General features: G+C 48.3%; 17 protein-coding genes and 3 riboswitches. Of the genes, 5 read left to right on the plus strand and 12 right to left on the minus strand.

The window, feature by feature from the left end; genetic code table 11:
* Nucleotides 1-6: 6 nt before the first annotated feature.
* The 6 genes from AYW79_RS08775 to sdaAA form a co-directional block, all read right to left on the minus strand.
* The gene (locus tag AYW79_RS08775; protein ID WP_067564626.1) at nucleotides 7-1,296 is read right to left on the minus strand and encodes a heme-copper oxidase family protein; all 1,290 of its coding nucleotides are present in this window, start codon (nucleotides 1,294-1,296) and stop codon (nucleotides 7-9) included.
* 185 nt (nucleotides 1,297-1,481) lie between these two features.
* Nucleotides 1,482-2,579 carry a YncE family protein gene (locus AYW79_RS08780; RefSeq protein ID WP_067564629.1) on the minus strand — a complete coding sequence of 366 codons (1,098 nt, stop codon included), beginning with the start codon at nucleotides 2,577-2,579 and terminating at the stop codon, nucleotides 1,482-1,484.
* Between the two features lie 102 nt (nucleotides 2,580-2,681).
* A complete protein-coding gene (locus tag AYW79_RS08785; RefSeq protein WP_082806656.1) occupies nucleotides 2,682-3,536 on the minus strand; it encodes a M56 family metallopeptidase in 855 nt (284 codons plus the stop codon).
* Nucleotides 3,533-3,910 carry a BlaI/MecI/CopY family transcriptional regulator gene (locus AYW79_RS08790; RefSeq protein ID WP_067564634.1) on the minus strand — a complete coding sequence of 126 codons (378 nt, stop codon included), beginning with the start codon at nucleotides 3,908-3,910 and terminating at the stop codon, nucleotides 3,533-3,535. The genes AYW79_RS08785 and AYW79_RS08790 overlap by 4 nt, the downstream gene beginning before the upstream one ends.
* 60 nt (nucleotides 3,911-3,970) lie before the next feature.
* Nucleotides 3,971-4,639, minus strand: coding sequence for an L-serine ammonia-lyase, iron-sulfur-dependent subunit beta (sdaAB, locus tag AYW79_RS08795; protein WP_067564636.1), 669 nt, complete (start codon nucleotides 4,637-4,639; stop codon nucleotides 3,971-3,973).
* Between the two features lie 10 nt (nucleotides 4,640-4,649).
* Complete coding sequence (sdaAA, locus tag AYW79_RS08800; RefSeq protein WP_067564638.1) at nucleotides 4,650-5,540, minus strand: L-serine ammonia-lyase, iron-sulfur-dependent, subunit alpha; 891 nt, start codon at nucleotides 5,538-5,540, stop codon at nucleotides 4,650-4,652.
* 180 nt (nucleotides 5,541-5,720) lie between these two features.
* Nucleotides 5,721-5,821, minus strand: a riboswitch (glycine riboswitch).
* Nucleotides 5,822-6,045: 224 nt separating this feature from the next.
* Here sdaAA and AYW79_RS08805 point away from each other — a divergent pair.
* From AYW79_RS08805 to AYW79_RS08815, 3 genes are all read left to right on the plus strand, one after another.
* The gene (locus tag AYW79_RS08805; RefSeq protein WP_156481806.1) at nucleotides 6,046-7,566 is read left to right on the plus strand and encodes an MDR family MFS transporter; all 1,521 of its coding nucleotides are present in this window, start codon (nucleotides 6,046-6,048) and stop codon (nucleotides 7,564-7,566) included.
* Between the two features lie 167 nt (nucleotides 7,567-7,733).
* Nucleotides 7,734-7,818: riboswitch (cyclic di-GMP riboswitch) on the plus strand.
* A 79-nt stretch (nucleotides 7,819-7,897) separates the two neighbouring features.
* Nucleotides 7,898-9,739: a FapA family protein gene (locus AYW79_RS08810; protein WP_067564640.1), complete on the plus strand. Its 1,842-nt coding sequence runs from the start codon at nucleotides 7,898-7,900 to the stop codon at nucleotides 9,737-9,739.
* Complete coding sequence (locus tag AYW79_RS08815) at nucleotides 9,705-10,133, plus strand: response regulator (protein WP_067564642.1); 429 nt, start codon at nucleotides 9,705-9,707, stop codon at nucleotides 10,131-10,133. The genes AYW79_RS08810 and AYW79_RS08815 overlap by 35 nt, the downstream gene beginning before the upstream one ends.
* Nucleotides 10,134-10,164: 31 nt before the next feature.
* On the opposite strand, the gene AYW79_RS08820 is transcribed toward AYW79_RS08815, so the two are convergent.
* The 3 genes from AYW79_RS08820 to AYW79_RS08830 form a co-directional block, all read right to left on the minus strand.
* Nucleotides 10,165-11,631 carry an HD domain-containing phosphohydrolase gene (locus tag AYW79_RS08820; protein ID WP_067564645.1) on the minus strand — a complete coding sequence of 489 codons (1,467 nt, stop codon included), beginning with the start codon at nucleotides 11,629-11,631 and terminating at the stop codon, nucleotides 10,165-10,167.
* Between the two features lie 4 nt (nucleotides 11,632-11,635).
* Entirely contained in the window at nucleotides 11,636-12,307 is a 672-nt protein-coding gene (locus AYW79_RS08825) for a sensor histidine kinase (protein ID WP_067564646.1), read from the minus strand.
* Nucleotides 12,308-12,373: 66 nt separating this feature from the next.
* Entirely contained in the window at nucleotides 12,374-12,586 is a 213-nt protein-coding gene (locus AYW79_RS08830) for a hypothetical protein (RefSeq protein ID WP_067564648.1), read from the minus strand.
* A gap of 28 nt (nucleotides 12,587-12,614) precedes the next feature.
* Nucleotides 12,615-12,707, minus strand: a riboswitch (cyclic di-GMP riboswitch).
* 140 nt (nucleotides 12,708-12,847) lie between these two features.
* Between AYW79_RS08830 and AYW79_RS08835 the strand changes: the two genes are divergently transcribed.
* Both AYW79_RS08835 and AYW79_RS08840 read left to right on the plus strand, forming a co-directional pair.
* Nucleotides 12,848-13,798, plus strand: coding sequence for a CorA family divalent cation transporter (locus tag AYW79_RS08835; protein ID WP_067564651.1), 951 nt, complete (start codon nucleotides 12,848-12,850; stop codon nucleotides 13,796-13,798).
* Nucleotides 13,799-13,852: 54 nt separating this feature from the next.
* Nucleotides 13,853-14,215: a hypothetical protein gene (locus tag AYW79_RS08840; protein ID WP_067952892.1), complete on the plus strand. Its 363-nt coding sequence runs from the start codon at nucleotides 13,853-13,855 to the stop codon at nucleotides 14,213-14,215.
* A 94-nt stretch (nucleotides 14,216-14,309) separates the two neighbouring features.
* Here AYW79_RS08840 and AYW79_RS08845 read toward each other — a convergent pair whose 3' ends face one another.
* Genes AYW79_RS08845 through AYW79_RS08855 form a run of 3 tightly spaced genes read right to left on the minus strand, consistent with a single transcriptional unit; the run spans nucleotide 14,310 to nucleotide 17,990 of the window.
* A complete protein-coding gene (locus AYW79_RS08845; RefSeq protein WP_067564654.1) occupies nucleotides 14,310-14,810 on the minus strand; it encodes a (2Fe-2S)-binding protein in 501 nt (166 codons plus the stop codon).
* The gene (locus AYW79_RS08850) at nucleotides 14,807-15,646 is read right to left on the minus strand and encodes an FAD binding domain-containing protein (RefSeq protein ID WP_067564656.1); all 840 of its coding nucleotides are present in this window, start codon (nucleotides 15,644-15,646) and stop codon (nucleotides 14,807-14,809) included. The genes AYW79_RS08845 and AYW79_RS08850 overlap by 4 nt, the downstream gene beginning before the upstream one ends.
* Nucleotides 15,633-17,990, minus strand: a complete 2,358-nt coding sequence (locus tag AYW79_RS08855) for a xanthine dehydrogenase family protein molybdopterin-binding subunit (RefSeq protein WP_067564658.1) — start codon at nucleotides 17,988-17,990, stop codon at nucleotides 15,633-15,635. Before AYW79_RS08855 ends, AYW79_RS08850 begins: the two co-directional genes overlap by 14 nt.
* Nucleotides 17,991-17,994: the final 4 nt, after the last annotated feature.

Raw genomic sequence — 17,994 nt, forward strand, 5'->3', positions numbered from 1 at the left:
TGCAATTCAGTCTTCATGCGTGATGCGCTTAATTCTCCACTGCATGGCAAAGAGGAAGAATCCAAGAGTGGCGCTGACGCCTCCGATGGCGAGCACGTCATTAAATAGGCCGATTCGTCCTGATCCCATCCCGATCATGCCGAGGATCAGCAGCGCGGCACCCATCGTCGACAGGATCACTTGCGGCGTGGCGAGACGCGCAAACGCTGGCGCTCGATGTAAAAGGTGTGGAAAAAAAACATAGCCGACGCCGTAGACGAGTGTCGTGATCCACCCTAGAAACAGCAAGTGAATGGCTGGCAAAGAGAGTGGATCAAGTCCGAATGTTTGGCTGATGCCAAGAACAAAAGCAAATGTCCACGCAATCCCCCACGCCAGTTTCACCGCCTGCTGCGCCTGTCGCATCGCAGAAGACATTCGTATTAGATACATCGCAGCGAGTACTGCAAACGACAGCCCAATCGCGCGCTCGCCCAGACGATGCAGCCACCAGCCAGGTGGGAGGACTCCCGCCAAAAGGATGCCGATGAACCAGATCGATTGCGCGAGTTGCGCAATCTTTGGTGAAATCGCGATGGTGGGGCGATAGCGAGGAAACAGGTGCAAGGAGACGGATAAAACGGTTCCGGCAATCCATCCATCATAGAGAAGAACGCGAATGCGGTCGGAGGATAGCCAGGGATCTCCTCCCTTCACGATGCCTTCCGCTGAGGCCAACAGCGTAGCGACAATCAATACGACTAGAGCAAGGGAGGTCCCGCGCTTCGCAACGCGATCTGTATCACGAATTTCGTCATTTTTCAGTTCAACATGAAATCCCGCAAAAGATGCAGGCCACTCCATCTCCGAGTTGACGTAAAGGTGTTCTGTCGCAGAAATCGTCGGTTGTGATTTTCTTGCTTTTCTTGAGGTGGCCACTGCGCTGATGATCGCAATGAGAAAAAGGATACCTGCGGAGGTCTGAAAGAACCATCCCCAATGAACCCATAAAGGTCGCCTCAACCAATCTCCGAAGATGATCAACACGACACCTGCTTCTGCCGCAACAAAATGGAGCCACGGCAATCCTTTCCACGGCACGCGAAGCGACGCGAACAGTTGGAGCACCGCATAGGTCATCCCGTAGATGAGAAATGTGAGCCATCCGAACGGATTGAGTTCCGCGTGGTAAGGAGAAAGGGCGTCCCACCAAGTCACCTGACTTGCCATCAAGGCTCCAAGTGTCGTCCCAATAAGAAAGTGTACAAGCGCAGCGATCAAAAAAGCTCGTGAAACTGGCTCGATTCGTATACGCATCTCAATCCTCCAGTGATTTTCATCGAAATTCACGAATCCACAACCAGCTCTACCAAAAATTTCATCATCAGTATCTCATTTATTTCAATATAAAATTGTGTTTATCATCACAACACGTAACAAGCTGCATCGAAGAACGATGCAGCTTGTTACGTCCAAGATGGATCTATGGATACTACACACGCTTAATGCAAGGCAATCCAACGATTTGATACGAGATGCGGGAATGTCGCTGCGAGCTTATCGTTCTTTAGGGAGATCGCGACGGTCTCTTTCATATCTTCAACGGTCGCATACGCGTACTGTCCCGAAGGGTCAATCGCGATACCGCTCAATTTCGCCATCGGAACGGTCGGAATATTTTTCTCAAAGGTATTATTTCTTGCATTAAAAACCAGGATATTACCGCTAAATGAAGCAGCGTACACATGGTTCCCGCGCGGACCTACGGCCAATTGCATGTATCCACCCGTCGCCTTCATCATGTTCTTCATACTCCCCATATCTTGCATGCTGAATCCTCCACCTTCAGATTGATGGATGACGTTGGCGATGCGATGAGTTTTTGTATTGACAACCGTCATATCACCGTTACTCCAATTTGCAAGCCAGAGTGTGTGTTTCTGAGGATCATAGACTGAATCCTCAATCATTCCTACCGGAAGAGTGCCCGTCACCTTCCCAGACTTCAAATCGATCAGCGCTGTTTTACTCGCGGAATTTCCTGATAGATAAGCGATATTCCCTGCAACGGACAGCGTGTTGCCTCCCGTACTGATCTGCCAAATACGTTTAAGCGACGGAAGCGCATAGGCAGTTACAGATTTCCCACCTGTGATGATGAGTGTGTGATCATCGTTTGATAAGCTTGCGATTCGTGCACCGATAGGACTCGAAAAGTGAGAAATGACGCGGTGCGTTTGAAGATTGATCAAATACGTTTTACCTTGAAGCGTCGGTACATAAGCGATAGGACCTGCAACCGCAAGTTGAAACGCATTCGCATTTTTGAAAACTGGAACAGTAATCATTTTTGAAGTGTGCGCCTGTTCAAAAAACACCATTCCATTCCCATTGCCCGAGGGCGGACTCGCCGCGGCGCCAACGAGAACATCCGAAGTATCGATTGAATTTTTCATCGTAGAATGCGTCATGCTCGATTTACTCTGATTCATTCCATTTGAGGTTTTCATCGAGTGGGCTGAAGCAATGACAGATCCACCGAGTGAAAAACCAATCATCAAACTTGAGGCAAGTATCCCCGCCAACTTTTTCTTCTCCATTAAACTTCCTCCTCTAAGACGTGCATAGGCACTTATACTACATAATGTAGTATAAGTGCCTATGCACGTCAAGGAATGATCCACTTTGCGCCCCAAGCTAGGTTAGCGACACCAAATAAGCACGCCCTCGCCTAGTGTGAAAAGAATGGCAACCGCTGTAGAAAGCATCCGATTACGCAGTGGTACGTCCCACCAACCAGGCAATTGTCCTGACTCCATAACGTCGAGTCGCGCATGCAACGCACCCGTCAGACCGACCTGCGGTTCCTTTGTCACAACGGATTTTGAAACCGCTAAAAGCGCCGTCAGTAGAGGAACCTCGTCCCCTTCACATGCAGAGATTGAAAACTGATCCGCCAAGAGTTCGCGACGAATCAGATAACGCTTGTAGAGTAGCGAAACTGCAAGCGGATGAAGTGCTGCAGAGAGTGCTTGAAGAAGGGATTGTTGTAACGTGTCGCGCGCTAAGACATGGGCTACTTCATGATAGAGAACCGCCCGTAGTGAAGGCTCATCAAGCGTCTCCCACAACCCTTTTGACACGGCGATCTTCGGATGCTTAATCCCCCATGTAAATGCATAGCGTGCATCATCGTTATCCACTAAACACCATTCGATCTTTCCCTCATAATCGATAGGATTTTCACGACAAAGAGGCATAAGGGATGGATTCACTGCAGTGAGGAATTTTTTTCTATACTCGATTTGATAGAGAATATTCGCGATGAGACGATACCAAAATACAAGAATGAGCAGCGCCAGAATGGCGACGACTGCATAGAGCCAAAAAGGGATCATGGCAGATCGATTCATCGCGCTCATCCAAACAAGGTGGTGCAAGCTACTATAGAGTGCAAATCCTAGAACCGATTGAACCATTATCGCAATACCTGCCGCCGTTAGCGAGTAAGTGTACATGTGAAACCTACGACCACGAGCCAAGATACGTCGTTTCATTCTTCTTTCCTCATTTTTCGACGCTCTGCGAGCAAGCGCTCCAGTTGTTGAATCGAATCAGGCAAAAGTTCATCCATCGTATCAAGAAAGTGTGTAAGTCCCAGTTCTCCCGATTGAGAAAGCAGGTCAGACGCCGCTTTCGACGCGCGCGCCTTGATCACTTCCTCTGTCGGTTGTGCTTCGTATCGATAGTGGCGACGAGTCCCACTGCGAATCAATAGCTTTTGCTCAACCAACCGATTCAATACGGTTTGCACAGCGGTCAAAGAGATATCTCGATCTTGACGAACGGCTGAACATACATCCATCGTCGTACAGGAGCCTTTCTCTCTCACAATCCAAAGCACCTGCTGTCGCAGGGCTCCTTTTTCCATCGATTCATCGCCTCATTTACTACGAATTGTAGAAATAAAGCCGCGACGTGTCAACATCACTCATAAACTGCGCACCACGCGGACATCTTTTAACTGTGAAACTTTTGTGTGAAGGATCTCTAGCAAATCTCCCCGAATCTCTTCATCCACCTCGCAAACCGTAATGGCGTAACCGCCTCGACGCCATCGCTCTAGGCTTAATCGAGCGATGTTATAGCCTTCTGAATCTAATACGTGGGACACTTTTGCAAGAAATCCCTGTTGATCAGCGTGATATAAAATAAGCGTATTTTTTTCGCCTGAAAAACGAATCGAAAGACCGTCCAACTCTTGAACCTCAACTTTACCGCCCCCGAGAGAACTCGCGATCAAATCGACGTTGTGACGATCACCATGAAGAAGAACTGCTACTGTATTTGGGTGAAAGAAACCCAAATGTTCCTTTTTAAATGTGTAAACCAATCCAACTTCAGTCGCACGTTTATCAGCTTCCGATACAGCCGGATGATCCGTCGAATATCCCATGACGCCTGCCAGCAATGCCAAGTCTGTTCCATGCCCTTGGTAGGTTTCATAAAAGGAGCCCATCAGTCGAAACTCTACCGATCGCGGTTCTTCATTCAGGATTTCTCTCGCCAAATTCCCGATGCGCACGGCGCCCGCTGTATGGGAGCTGGATGGTCCAACCATCACAGGCCCGATCATCTCAAATGCGCTCTGATACTTCATCGTCGTTGGATCACTCCGTTTCCACTTTTTTACCAAAGACGCGCTCGCGCAGCGCCTTTCCTGTCGGCGTTGCCGCGAGCCCACCTAATCCCGTTTCTCTTAGAGACTCTGGCATCGCATTGCCAATCGCGTACATCGCTTGGATTACCTCATCAGCAGGTATGACACTTTTGACACCGGCAAGCGCCATGTCCGCGGCAGCTAAAGCGGTTACAGCGTGGAGGCCATTTCGTATAATGCACGGTATTTCAACCAATCCTCCTACCGGATCACACACCAAGCCCAAAGAATTTTTGAGCGCCAAGCCGACGGCGTGCCCTACTTGTGTGGGCGTTCCACCGCCGAGTTCGACGATCGCACCTGCAGTCATTGCCGTGGCAGAACCGATTTCCGCTTGACAGCCGCCAGCTGCCCCTGAGATAGATGCAGAATTGGCAATGACAAGCCCAAGTGCCGCCGCTGTGAACAGTGCTCGCACAAGATCCTCTCGGGAATAGCGTCCAGAATCCAACAGCGAGATAAATACTCCTGGCAAGATCCCGGCCGACCCCGCGGTTGGTGTCGCCACAATCCGCCCCATTCCGGCGTTCACTTCATTGACCGAGAGCGCAAACGACATCGCTTGGAGCGTCTGTGGCGCTAAAAAACTGGTTCCTCTCTTCAAATAAGCTCCGACGCGATGCGCATCCCCTCCAGTTAACCCTGTGCGCGAATAGACAGGCGTTTCCACCCCTTTGCGCGCCGCTTCTTCCATGACGAAAAACTGTCGGTTCATGCGCTCCAAAATCTCTTTCTCTGTGTGCAAAGACTGCTCTATTTCGACCTCAAGCATAAGATTTGCGATCGATGTCTGTTTCTCATCAGCCATTCGAATGAGTTCATGCAAATGTGTGAACGACACGCGTTCATCACTCCAATCCTTTTTTATCCATGCGAAGAAAATAAAAAGACAGAGGCAAGCAGGAATAAACCCTAACTTGCCTCTGTCTTTGAACCTGAAAGATCCAAAAGGAAGGACTGAGATGTCCAGCCGTTTCCTCTCGTTGCCTCGTCGGTAGCTGCAATCGCTTTTCCAGAGTTGCATCCTTCGCCGCTATTTTACCTGAGAGTTTCTGTGTTCGCTTAGGTGGCGCGCACATTGCCCCATCGGTGGTAGCCCGTACACTCTCGCGTCGAAATCATTTGCCTTGTATTCAATTGTAAGCTTGCATCTTTCACTATAGTCGCGAACCACATGATTTTCAATCCCAATCGATACCTTAATGCTCCTACACGCTCTTTATCCGCCAATTCACTTGACTAAATATAGTATCTATTATATTGTATAAACAAATCATGCGGGCGTACCGTGGGACACACGGGCAGACGTCCGCGTCTCGCGGTGCCCTTTAAAAGGGAGAAACAACGTGACAAACGACAACGAACACCACAAGAACACCACGTCGAAAGTTTGGGTCATGGTCACCGTTATGTTGGCCATGGTGTTGGCAGCGCTCGACATGACAATTGTCGGAACTGCCATGCCAAGCATTATTAATGACCTGCACGGACTTGCAACGTACAGTTGGGTCTTTTCAGCCTACTTACTCACGTCGACTGTCCCCGTTCCTATCTTCTCAAAACTGGCCGATATGTACGGTCGCAAGCGCCTGTTTCTGATTGGCGCCGGCATTTTCACGATCGGCTCACTCCTTTGCGGAGTCGCTGTTACCATGCCCCAACTGATCGCCTTTCGGGCGATTCAAGGCCTTGGCGCTGCAGGGGTTCTCCCTATCGCTCTAACCATCATCGGAGATGTCTTCACCATGGAACAGCGTGCGCGTATCCAAGGTTTCTTTTCAGCCGTCTGGGGAATCTCAGCAGTCGTGGGACCGCTGCTCGGCGCTGTCATCGTTGAATACACCAATTGGCGACTTGTTTTTTATTTGAATGTCCCCATCGGCATTCTCGTCATGATTGTATTGGCACTCTCGTTCAAAGAGCGTAAAAGCGTCACAAAGCATCGACTCGACTGGCTTGGCACGATTCTCCTTTCTGCAGGTGTGACCCTACTCTTACTCACACTTGTGCAAGACTCGAGTCACCTACTCTCGCCATCGGCGATTGCAATGTTCACGTTGGTTCTTGCCTGCCTTATCGCATTTGCATGGTGGGAACGTCGCGCCACTGAGCCTGTGTTACCCAGCATCTTGTTTCAACACCGCATGCTTCTCGTCGCAAACGGTGTTAATCTTTTTGCGGGGGCCGTGATGTTTGGCTTAATCTCGTACCTGCCACTTTTTGTACAAGGCGTTGAAGGTGGCTCACCGACACTCGCGGGTCGCGCGATTACACCGATGCTTATTGGTTGGCCACTCGCGGCACTCGTTGCAGGCCCCTTTCTTTTGCGCGTCGGATTTCGCATCATCGGTATCGTAGGGGGGCTTTTGATCGCCGTCGGATCAGCCATTCTCGCTGCTGCCTTGAACAGCGGCCAAGTCACGGTAGACGGCGCACTCTTCCTGATCGGCGTCGGGATGGGTCTTTCACTGACAGGGCTGCTCATTGCAGCACAAAATGCCGTTCCGTGGAATGTGCGAGGCGCAGTCACGGGCTCAAGTCAATTCTTTCGCACGATCGGAGGCTCTATCGGCGTGGCGCTGATGGGCGCTATTTTAAACGCACAATTGACCACTCGTGCGATCGCGACGCACGCAGCGACGAACCCGTCGCTCATCACGGAATCCCTGCTCTCTGCAAATGTGCGCGCCATGTTGCCAAACTCCGTGTTGACCACGTATGTACACATCTTGAACGGATCACTTCGCGATGTATTTATCTCTGGATTCATTTTTTCACTCGCTGTCGCAGTACTTGTTCTGCTGATTCCAAGTAAGCGCACAGAACCCAAGACTTCTTCTCAAAGCGTTCATCAGATGTCATCTTAACTTCCACCCTCTTCTGGCTCGACCTTCTATGTCCTTCACGGACAAGACCGGTCGAGCCGATTTTTAAACTACGTTATCTTGTTAATCGATAAAGCTGTTTCAACCCACGGATAGAATCACTTGTATTTATCCTCTGTTTTTCGTACTATAATTTATGAATCGCGATAATTTCATATTGGCAAACCTATCGAAAGATAGGGACGCAAAGCTACGGGTCTAAGGGCTGTCGCCTATGATCGCCGGGTTGCTGCCAGTTCACTGAGCATACCCGACATCCCTATAAATTTAATGGGGAATTATTTTTATGACAAACGGGAGCAGGTGAGCCGGTATGTTAAAATCCATTTTTAAGTATTTCCAGCATGATCAAAAGAATAGTAACAATCAAGTTGCGGAGAATCCCCCGGCACAGCCCCTTCCCATTCCTTCGCCCAATTCATCATCTATTGACGGTTATGCATATATAGAGAATAACAAACTTGTTGTCGTCGACCCTAAAAATTACGGATTTTATGCAACGGTCATCGTTCCAGACGATGATCGACTGGAATTTAGGATCGACGGGAAAAAAACCATTGGTGAAGTTGTCGTCAGTGAACTCTATCAAATTGACGTGGTTACTCGTGGAAGAGAGCCTTCCACAAAACGATTCACGAGAGTTTCCGAAGATAAGCTCTCCGTCTCAGCGATTGTTCAGATTGAGACTGGAAGCAGCGTCATGCTATCCAATAGCCGACCCTCTTTGCAAACAGAACTTGTGATTGAAGAGTATGCAGAGGAACGAGAAGTTGAACCTGTTTCACCCTATGCGATTTTAACCTTACTCAAAGAACAAAACTTCCACGGAGAGATCGATTACTCTGCGATCCATCGATTATGCCAACTGTCAACCTCAGGTGAAGAAGTTGTTCTAAGAGGGATTGCTCCCAGCCAAGGGGAACCTGATCACCTAAACCAGATAAACCTCCCCGTTGAGAAAGATGATGAATTACGTTTGACACACCCATCCCTCATTACGGCAGGAACCATTATCGTCGATCAACAATTGGGAAAAGAAGGAACTCCAGGACGAGATGTTTATGGGTTTGAGATTCCTGCCTCACAAAATGTCAAACCTCTCACGCTTGGGCAAGGTGTCATACGAGTAAATACACACATCGTAGCGGCAAAAAACGGTAGGCTCATCTTCTCAAAGCAGCGAATTGACGTCGTCTCTGAATGTGTTGTCGATCACGATGTAACCTCAGCAGACGGAAAAATCGTATTTGATGGAAATGTCATTGTAAAAGGCTCTGTACTTGATGGTGCACACATTCACGCAACAGAATCTGTTATCGTTTACGGAGATGTTTTTCACTCCACAATCTATGCCGAACAGGATGTCATCGTAGCGAGAACGATTCATAATTCAAAGGTTTGGGCAGGAAACTTAAAAACCATTTACAGCGACTTGAGTCCACTGCTTCTGCGAATGATCTCAGGTCTTGAGAAATTAAAGGAAGAGTATTTGTTGATGAAATCGCATGTACTAAAACGTTATGATGCACATGCCGTATTACCAAAAATCTCTTCCGTCCTTCTTGAAAAACGGCATGTTGACTTACTGGATGATCTAGAGTTTTTCGTAAAAGAGTATCAAAACCACCTTTCCATCGATCGCGAATATCAATCCTTATCGGAATTGCTATGTACGAAGTGGAAGGAAGTACAGCTTACCCCACTCTTAGAAGAAGATATTCAGAACTTACTCTCTAAGATGAAGGATTATCATGACCGAATTGTAAAAATCACTCCCGGCATCTCGGTTATCCGTGTCTCCAATGCTATCTCTTCTTATCTGAATTCATACGGAAATATTTTCATTACGGATAAAGGATGTTTTTCAAGTAACCTTGAGAGCAAAAAGGCGATCGCCATACGCGGAAGTTTACGCGGTGGATTTGCAACGGCATACCATGCTGTATCCGTCGGTGAGTTGGGAAATTCATATGGAATGGAGAGCAGCGTTCGCGTCACCAGCTTATCAGGAATGATTAAAATTGCACTGCGTCACTCCAATACGCTCGTTGAATTATGCGGTAAACGTGATCGATGTTATTCAGAAGAAAATAATCTTTATTTAAGGGGCGATACGATCAATGATCAAAATCCTGTTAGTCGACGATTATCCTGAGACGCTTGAAGCGCTCTCGCAATTGTACGAACTGCATTCAAATGTAAAAATTGGGGGATGCGCTCTGAATGGAGCAGAGCTCTTTAAAATTCTTGAAAAGGATAACACATTTGATATCATTTCCATCGATATTCAATTAGGGAAAGAAAACGGACTTCAACTTTGTGAAGAAATTTACCAAAAATATCCAAATTCTTTCATTTTAATGTGCTCACTAGAAGCGAGTGAAGCAAATCAAAAAGAAGCAATTCGTGCAGGTGCATCTTATTTTTTAGCTAAACCGATTTCTTCTACCTCTATTCGAAAAGTGATTGAAGTTTATAAAGCTACAAGAATGAAACGGGCATTTCCCGAACAATTCGATCATTGGGTCGATGATCTTTTAATCAAGTAAACTATTTCTGCAATCCAATTGCAATTTTGAATTACGTTTGAAACAGTTCAAAAAAACGCTCCACAACGGTTTCGTCATACCGCATACCACATTGACTAGCGAGTTGGTGTAGACACTCATCGTGCGTTTTTTGATGGATCGTGACTCCTTGTGTATACGCGTCAACAACACTCAAAACTTTCGCTAAAAAATTAATATCATTGGCCTGTTTTCCTTGGGGAAATCCTGATCCATCGAGAAGCTCATGGTGGTCGATAATGATGTCGATTACACATTGATCCAATTGGATCGTTTGTGCCATACTCACACTCAGCCATGGATGCTTTTTATATTGTTCATAAGCTTGAACCGATCGATCGGGGTTTAGCACCAACTCGTGCTCTAATGCAGTTAATCCATAGTCTGCCAATCGCGCGGCGAGAATGAGACGATCTTTTTCAGTGTTTGACAAACCCAATTGATCTGCGAGCAATTTTACATAGTGAACTCGAACATCCAACAATGTAGAAATTTTTTTATCAATAAGTTCTTGAGAATTGATGGCATCGAGGATCGTAAGAAAAAGACGAATTTCTTGAAGAGAAATTCCATTTAAATCCGTGCCATCAGGGGTATCTGTGCAACTCGCTGACAACTCCATCCATTCCGTCACTTCAGAGTCAATATCCTGCCACTGTCTCCACATTCCTAATTGCCCAAAAAATAATTGAGCTTTCTCGTTTAGGCGAATTGCCAAATCCACCTCATGAAAGTGCATGGAGATTTGAGCTAACAGATGACATAAACGAGCAATTTCCTCTTTATCATAATTGATAATTCTGGACCAAACGAGACGAAGCGCTGCCTCTGCGTTATGAATACCTTCATGAATACGGCCTCTTAAGAGATTCATTCTCCCCATTTCAGAGATAATATCCATGTGCTGATCACCAGATATTGTGAAGGCACGGTTCAAATACTCCTCCGCCTGCTCAAAGTCTCCATTCTCTAGGTAGGCCAGCCCCAAATTGTTATAAAGATCTGCGATGTATCCCTCTGAATCTTTAACCAAAGAAAAAAATTCTAAACTTTTATGAGCGCTGATCATCGATTGATCGTAAAAACCGTGAATGCCTTGAACCGCAGAAAGGTTAAGGTACAAAAGACCACGTGTCTGAGCCGATATTTCATCTTTAAACTCAAGTAATTGATTGAGGTAGCGATAACTGGTATCAAACTCCGAAAGTCGTCGGTAGGCAACTGCGAGATGAACATGATACTTAACCCAGGCGTCTTTGCTGTGTGCGCATGAAATTGCTGATAAAAAAAGCCCGACAGACCGCTTATAATCTGTTAAATAAATCGATAATTTTCCTTGTTCATCATAAAACTCTCCCTTATTTTCATTATTTTGATCCTCTGACGTATGCTCTAAATTTCGCAGTTCATCAAGCGCTGCGTGAAAGAGGCCATTGGAAATGAATGCTTTCGCTTTATGTAAACGCTCTCCCCAATTCACGTTCTCACTCCTGATATACGGGTACTTGAATGATAAATGTACTCCCTTGCCCAATGCTAGAATGGATTTCCAATGTTCCTCCTAAATAGGCTGCTCTTTCTTTCATCCCGATGATTCCGTAATGACCGGGAGGTGTATAACTCGTATCAAAGCCGATCCCATTGTCTTTAATGTCTACCACAAGATCACCTCCATTTTTTGAAATTAACACATCAATCGTTCTCGCTTTTGCGTGTTTCTTCACATTGTTAAGGATTTCCTTGATGAGTCGATAAATCGCCACCTGTTTTGCAGGCGCAATTTCACTAGAAAAAACGATCTCATCCATTGTCATGAGAATGGGGATGCTCCAATTCTTCTCCAATTGTTTGCAGAGTTCCTTAACTGCTTCGAATAATCCAATTTCATCAATGGCAATCGGTCGTAGATCATAGATGAGATGCCGTATTTCATTCACAACAGCGCCCACTCTTTTGTGCAACTGATTTACCTGTACCTTAGCCATTTCCGGGTGACTGTCAATCATTTGTTCAATAACATCGAGTTTCATACTGATATTTGTTAAAACTTGTGCAGGGCCGTCATGCAAATCTCGCGCGATTCTTCGCCGCTCTTCTTCAAGAATCCATATCCCGTGATCCATCTGATCATAGACAGGCAACGTAGGTTTTTCCATATGAGATCATCCATTTCCAAGAAAAATAGGAGGGGAATCCATCCCCCTCCTTCGATCTTTTTACAATTATAACGCCGTTCTCCAACCGTCATGCGTCATCTTGCTGGTTGTTCCTGTCGCAGAGCGATGCGATTGCCCCTGAGCACTGCCGGCATTTGATCCCATCGCCGTCGGTTTACCAGTACTACCACTAGAATGAATGACGTTTGCAAATGCAGGTGCTACATTTAAAGCGACTGCGACAGCGATCGTAGACAATGATATTACGAGTTTCTTCATGACGATCATCCCCTCTTATCGGTTGGGTTCCGGCAACTCGGCCACCATAACACGTTAATCCATGTGTAGTAGGCCCGTAGCTTTGCGTCCCGATCTTTCGATAGGTTTGCCCGGTTAGCAAAACTATTGCATATCCTCTTTGTGAAGTCAATCTAACGAAATGTGGCCACTCCCTGCGCTCGGATAACAAACCCTAGAACTGGGGTATACTTCAATGATCCCATTCGATTCAGCAAAATCTCTCATTCGAGGTACTCTTCTGTGATCCGTACACTCTTGATTTCATCAGATCATAAAAGTCGCATCGATCATTACCCAACATCGCCAAAATCTGGGGAGTGGGGATGGTTACTCGCGTCATCGTGCACGAGCGACGAGTGGACTGCGCTTTGCGACGAGTATCCATTGCATCCTGAAGAAATTAGAAAACTGACAACGTCTAGCGAATCAGGGTTGCGTTTTACGGTGAGCAGAGACCATATTTCCTTTATCATAACCTACCCCCATCCACCGATTGAATCATCAGCAAAGCCGCAGTTTTCAAATGCGCTTGTTGTTCTTCACGAGAAGTGGATGCTTGTCATCGGCGAAAATCAAATGCCAAATGCCGAGTCTCTGTTTCACGAGATGGAACTTCAAACCTACGATCACAAGCATCTGACATCCCACGCACTCTCCCATCTCGATCAATTTGTCATCAGTGCCTACGCCGCGCTCGTCGAACCGATCGTGGCGCAGGCAGAAGAGGTGACAGACCATCTCAATCATCGCGGAGAACTCTTTGAGCAAATTCGCACGTTACGCCATCAGGCGCGATGTGTCCTTTTGCCGCTTCGCGCACAGGCACGGATCTCGCAACTCTTGAATGACGCAGCTCTCCCTTTCCTGACCGGATTACACAATATCTACTTTCTCGACGCGGCAGATCAGATGCATGGCTTGGCGGATCAACTGGCGGCCGTCCGCGACAATCTCCTGGAATCCGTTGAAGGGTACACGTCCATTCAATCAAACCACATGAACAAAGTCATGAAAACCCTCACCATCGTATCGACGATTTTTTTGCCAGCAACCCTCATTGCAAGCATCTACGGGATGAATTTCCGTATCCCTGAATACGGTTGGAAATACGGTTACGCCTATTCCATAACACTCATGACGGCCATCGCCGTCCTATCGCTTTTGTTTATGCGCAAAAAAGGATGGTTTTAAAGCGCCGGGAGACACTGACAAAAGTACATCACACTGTAAAGGGAGAATGAATCCGTGTCCACGAAAAATCCATCGTCAAATAAATCAACACCCAAAGACGATAAAAAAGCAATTCATTTTCAAGTACAACAACAGTTGCAATTTGAACAGCAGAAACTGCAAATCACGGACACATTGGGACAAGCCCTCCAGGAAATCCAGCAGGCAACCCAGTCGGAGAATACTCATCAATTGCCAAAAATCCAACAAAATCTGCAGATGGTCGCGCTACAAATGCAACAATTGCAACCTCCGAACACGCAACAGCCACAGATTCGGCAGCAGCTTGAACAGGTTCAGCAGCAGATTACTCAAGCCGCGCAAACGCTGAAAATGATTCACGATCTTTCTGCGAGTCACGATAGCTTTATAAAATAGGCCACAAGATCATCCGTTTAAACAAAGGGGCGCCCCTAGAGACGCCTCTTTCTTCAAACGAAGATATTTTTGCTCTCTGGATTCCTCACTGTGCCTATTCCTTGTCTCCGCCTTGCGTCGTCTGCGTTGAATGACGGAGCACCGCGTGTACGGCGTCTTTGATTTCCTGATACCCTGTACAGCGGCAGAGATTAGGCTGTAACCACTCTTTGATCTGCTCATCTGTAGGTTCCTTACACTGTGTGACGAGCGCATGACACACAACGACAAACCCTGGTGTGCAATACCCACATTGAATCGCCCAGTAGTCAATGAATGCCTGGCGGATCGGGGAATCGACAAGCCCTTCCGCTGTCGTTACGGAGTGTCCCACCGCCTCCACACCAAGCGTCAGACACGCATGCACCGGCACTCCGTCAAGCAACACGGTGCAGGCGCCACAATCACCGTTTTCACACCCAGGTTTGGCGCCCGTCAACCCAAGATCCCGAAGCGCGTGCAGCAATGTGTCTGATGAGCGCAATACGACCTCGCGGAATTGCCCATTGACATGAACCTCAAATACACCTGGACGCAATCCACATCGCACGCTCATACCGCCCACCCCATTTGCTTAAGAATCTCTTCCAGCGTCAATTGGAGCACAAACTTGCGGTAATCTTCAGAACCCTCCAGATCATGAAGCACCTCATGCGGAAACTGCTCGATCACCTGCTTCACCCGCTCACACAGCGGGCGCGCACGGTTGCTCACAAGTTCCTCCAACCGCTCATCCCGAAAAGGAAACGCGCAGACGCCACTGAACGCCATCCGAATTCTATCCCCATCCTCAAGTGCCAAAACCGTGACAAGCGGATAATTTACGCTGGACTGCTTCGTTTTTTTGAGATGCACAAAAGTGTTCGCCACAAACGACCGCGGAATGTAAAACTGTGTGATCAATTCGCCCGGCTTAAGGTTCAGAGCATGATGAAACACATCTGTAAAAGGCAACAAGCGCGCACCCTGAGGCCCGAAAAGTTTTACCTTGCTGTCACACAGAAGAAAAGGCAACGCCATTTCGCGATACATCAGCCGCCTGCTCCCCACGTTTCCCCCCACCGTTATCTTGTTGCGCGCTGTGCGATCCGCAATCGCCTGCGCCGTCTGCCCGAACAGCGGAAAAATGTCCGAGTCTGCCAACTGATTTAGCGTGACGGCAGCGCCAATGACGATCTCTTCACCATCGATCCCAAGAACTTGACACTCCGGCAGATCCTTGATGTCGATGATCGCATCTGCGGCCATTTGTCCCATGCGTGAAAAAGTGATGATTTCCGTACCCCCAGCATAGTAAAGCGCGTGCTGCCCCTGCGCCGCCGCAGTTTCATACAGCGCGACTGCCTCCGACGGAGTATTGGGACGGGAATAGGCAAAGTCAAACGCGATCACTCCCGCGCACCCCCCTCGCTCTCCAGATTTCCTCCGGTGTTAAAGGCAGATGGTTTAGATCCACACCTGCTGCCACGGAAAGACCGTTGGCAAGCGCCGCAGGCATCCCGATGACACCGTATTCGCCTATGCCGCGCGCGCCAAACGGACCATCGATGCAAGGCGTTTGAACAAAATCAACCACGTACTCGTCTGGCTGCTCCCCAAATCGCAACACCTTATACGTGCGCAATTGCGGATTGAGCACCCGACCCGTGTCGTCAAACTGCAACGTCTCACAACTGGCATAGCTGAGCCCCATAAACATCCCGCCACGCATTTGCTGTGTCGCCGTCCCCACATTAATGATCGTACCCCCGTCGAGCACGGTCACGGCCTTCAGAATGCGATACTGATTATCGCGAGGATTCCACGCCACTTCAACGCCTTGCACACCCACGGACCACCAGGGACCGGGCTTTCCAAATCCCGTTTTCGGATCCATCCCCGTGAGATGTTTTTGAATGTACTTTCCACTTCCAATCACCTGCCCCATCACAGCGTGTCCACTCGGATATTTATAGCCGAGCGCAATCTCCCCGTACTCAACATAAAAGGAAGGGCTATCCTTTACAAACACCTTCCCATCGTCATAATCCAAATCCTCGGCCGCGCATTGAAGGACGATCGCTGCCGTTTGTTTGAGTTGACGTATCGCGTCGTCTGCCGCCTGAATCACCGCACGCCCCGCAAGAAATGTGCCTGTGCTCGCAACGGTGCGCCACTCATGAGGGTTGTACGCGGTGTCCACATCAATCGTAACTCGAATTTTTTGGATATTTATCCTCAGTTTTTCTGCGAGAATTTGCGTGAGAGCCGTCTTTGTCCCTTGCCCAAATTCAACGGTCGCGACGTTTAGATTGACACTGCCATCTGCGTCAAACGTCAGAATCGCGCCAGCCTGTCCATTGGGTGGCGTCGTCGAGGTTTTCCAAAAACACGCCACCCCCTTCGCGCGGATCGTTCCGTCCGGCATTTCAACACGTTGTCCTTGATCCCACTGCAAAAGCTCCTGCGCGCGCGCAAGACACGCCTTCACATCGCCGATGTTACTCTTGGTCAATACGACATGCGTTGGCGTGCTGTCCCCCGGTTTGAGCAGATTCTTTGCGCGCAATTCGAGAGGATCCATACCCAGTTTTCGCGCAAGCACGTCCATCGTGCGATCCATTGCAAACGTCAATTCAGGATGGCCGTAGCCGCGAAACGACGTGCCATACGGATGATTGGTATAGAGGCAGTACGAATCGCACCAAACGTTTGCGATATCGTAGGGACCCGTGCAGTCAATCGCCGCCGCGCGCGTGATTCCAGCCGCTTGGTCGGAATACGCCCCGCCGTCAAAATAAAAGGTGATCTTTGCCGCGCGAAGGTGACCATTCGCATCCGTACCGAGCTTCAAGGTCGCCTGCAATCCAACGCGGCCAGGCGCCGTGCAGATATCCTCTTCCCGTTCGTACGCGAGACTGACCATCCTGCCGCGCACCGCCTGTGACGCGAGATAGGCGATTGGTTCGAGTTGAATCGTGCCTTTGCCGCCAAACGCTCCACCCACCATGGCCACGTGCACGATGACGTTCCCAACATCGATGTTGAAAAACTGATTGAACAATTTTTTGATGCTAAACGGCGACTGCGTGGTAGAGTGCACGATGACCTGGCCGTTTTGCAAAATCTGCACGCGTGCGCAGCGCGGTTCGAGCGCCGCGTGATCCGATACGTTAAGAGAATAGTCCTGTTCAACCACACACGTGCACGTATTCCAAGCCTTTTCTACGTCGCCTTTGCGAATCTTTATGTGATTTGCAATGTGCGTTCCTGGAACCGGATGAACACTTTCGACGATTTTTGTGTACTGCCCTGACTGCTCATGAATCGTGCCTTTTAGACTTTGAAATGCTTCATACGGTGAATTCACAACGGGGAGTGGGTCATATTCAATACGCACGAGTTTTGCAGCTCGTTTGGCCTGATGCTCTTTGTCTGCAACAACAATGGCAATAGGTTCCCCAAAGTACCTCACCTTGCCAACTGCAAGCGGCTGTCGATCTGCAAGGATTGGCCCGATATGATATGGAAAGACATCACCCGTGACAATCGCGCGAACGCCAGACACCTTCCAAGCTTCTGATGTATCTACGCTTTTCAATACAGCATGTGCATAGGTGCTTGTCACCAATTTCGCGTGAAGCATCCCTTTGGGGTCGACATCATTGGTGTATTTATACTCAGCCGACGCCTTGTCCCAAACGTCGACTCGTGCCACCGGTTGCCCGATCAAGCCCGTGTTCGATGAGCCAGCCATAACA

This window comes from Ferroacidibacillus organovorans (assembly GCF_001642725.1).
In the GTDB taxonomy this organism is placed as follows: Bacteria; Bacillota; Bacilli; order Alicyclobacillales; family SLC66; genus Ferroacidibacillus; species Ferroacidibacillus organovorans.